This window comes from Streptomyces sp. NPDC001194, from assembly GCF_042896985.1.
In the GTDB taxonomy this organism is placed as follows: Bacteria; Actinomycetota; Actinomycetes; order Streptomycetales; family Streptomycetaceae; genus Streptomyces.
On sequence record NZ_JBIAXU010000042.1, the window covers coordinates 1 to 2,300 of the forward strand.

General features: G+C 69.6%; 2 protein-coding genes. Both read right to left on the minus strand.

Features of this window, described 5'->3' with window-relative positions:
- Positions 1-996, minus strand: a 996-nt coding sequence (locus ACFY1T_RS35555; RefSeq protein ID WP_390791870.1) for an ABC transporter substrate-binding protein, incomplete at its 3' end; no start/stop codon positions are given.
- Positions 997-1,208: 212 nt separating this feature from the next.
- A partial coding sequence (locus ACFY1T_RS35560) for a sulfate adenylyltransferase subunit 1 (protein ID WP_390791871.1) occupies positions 1,209-2,300 on the minus strand: 1,092 nt, incomplete at its 5' end.

Below are 2,300 nucleotides of genomic sequence, written 5' to 3' on the forward strand. Positions count from 1 at the left end.
CGTGCCGGCCAGCGGGTCGTCGGTGACGAGGATGCTCTTCCACGCCGGGTCGATGACCTTCGCGTCGAGCGGCTTTCCACCGTCGGCTTCCAGCTTCGCGTTGGCGGAGGCCTTGGCCTTGTCCGGGTTGGCGTTGATCCACTCGTTGGTCTTCACCGTGCCCTTGAGGACGGCCTCGACGACGTCCGGGTGCTCCTTGAGGAACTTCTGCGACACGATGACGTTCGTGATCACGAACTTCTTGTCGGGCCACAGGTCGGTCTCGTCGAGGAGGACGGAGGCGCCGTCGGAGACCAGCTTGGAGGCGGTCGGCTCGGGCACCCAGGCGCCGTCGATCGAGCCCTGCTTGAAGGCGTCCGGGGTCACCTTGTTGTCCGTGCGGACGACGGAGACGTCACCCTTGCCGGACTCCGGGTCGACCTTCCAGCCCTTCTCCGCGATCCAGTTGAGGAACGCGACGTCCTGGGTGTTCCCCTTCTGCGGCGTGGCGATCTTCTTGCCCTTGAGGTCGTCCAGGGTCTTGATCTTGTCCGGGTTCACGACGAGCTTGACGCCGCCGGACGCCGACCCGGAGATGATCCGCAGGTTGCTGCTCTTGGACTTCACGTAGCCGTTGATCGACGGCGAGGGTCCGATGAACCCGATGTCGAGAGAGCCGCCGTTGAGGGCCTCGATCTCGGACGGGCCGGCGTTGAAGGACTGCGGCTTGATCGCGGTGGCGCCGAGCTCCTTGGCGATCAGGCCCTCCTGGAGACCGACCAGCGCGGTGGCGTGGGTCAGGTTCGGGAAGTACCCGATCCGGACCTCGGCCGCGGAGAGCTTCTTCGTGCCGTCGGCGGCGGTGTTCGCCTTCTTGTCCTCGGGCTTGGCGGCCTGGGAGCCGTAGCCGCAGGAGGCGAGCACGCCGATCAGCAGCGGCAGCGCGGCAGCGGCGGCGACGCCGCGGCGGACGGCCGAACGGGAAAGCGGAGTACGGGTGTTACCGGTGGCAGGCACGGGAGGGCTTCCTCTCGTAGCGTCAACTCATGACGCACGTCTTCGTCTGTGCAGCAAGGACAGGTATAGCTCGTGGGGAGCGGGGGCGCGCAGGCAGTGCGCGTACGTCATCGCGCACATCGCGCCACTCCTCCCTGGCCGCTGCCCAGGAGGCCGCTGCCCACGCGGCCGCCTTCCTTGGCGAACGAGGAGTAGATGTCGGGGAGCATGGGCTAGAAGTCCCAACCCTCGTCGTCGGCCTGGACGGTCGTCCGGGCCTGCGAGGCGAAGGACTCGCCCGCCATGCCCGCCGCCAGCGTGGTGCCGTCGGCCGGGTCGATGAGCAGGAAGGACCCGGTACGGCGCGAGTCGGCGTAGGCGTCGAGCGCGAGCGGCTCGGCGGTCCGTACGACGACGCGGCCGATGTCGTTGGCCACCAGCTGCCCGGGGTCGGGGTGCTGGGACAGGTCGTCCAGGGTCAGCCGCGAGGGGATCTCCTTGACGATGGCCTTCACGGTGCGGGTGGTGTGCTTGATGAGCACCCGCGCACCGACGGCCAGGGGCTGGTCCGCGACGTGGCAGACGGTCGCGATGACGTCCTGCGTGGTGGCGGGCGGGTTCGCGGACGGTGCGATGAGGTCGCCGCGCGAGACGTCGACGTCGTCCGCGAGACGGACCGTCACCGACTGCGGGGCCCAGGCGATGTCCACGCTGCGGCCGAGCGCGTCGATCCCGGCGATGACCGACGTACGGCCCGACGGCAGGACGGTGACGGCCTCGCCGACGCGCAGTACGCCGGAGGCGATCTGGCCCGCGTAGCCGCGGTAGTCCGGGTGTTCGGCGGTCTGCGGACGGATCACGTACTGCACCGGGAAACGCGCCGGGCAGGCGGTGAGGTCGTGGCTGACCGGCACGGTCTCCAGGTGCTCCAGCACGGTCGGGCCGCCGTACCAGTCCATGTGGGCGGACGGCTCGACCACGTTGTCCCCGGCGAGCGCCGAGATCGGGATCGCGGTGATCTCCGGGACGCCCAGGTCGGAGGCGTACGCGGTGAACTCCTCGGCGATCTTCGCGAAGACCTGCTCCTCGTAGCCCACCAGGTCCATCTTGTTGACGGCCAGCACCACGTGCGGGACGCGCAGCAGGGCCGCGACGGCGGCGTGGCGCCGGGTCTGCTCGATCACGCCGTTGCGGGCGTCGACGAGGACCACGGCCAGGTCGGCCGTGGAGGCCCCGGTGACCATGTTGCGGGTGTACTGCACGTGGCCGGGGGTGTCGGCGAGGATGAACCGGCGCCGGGCGGTGGCGAAGTAGCGGTAGGCGAC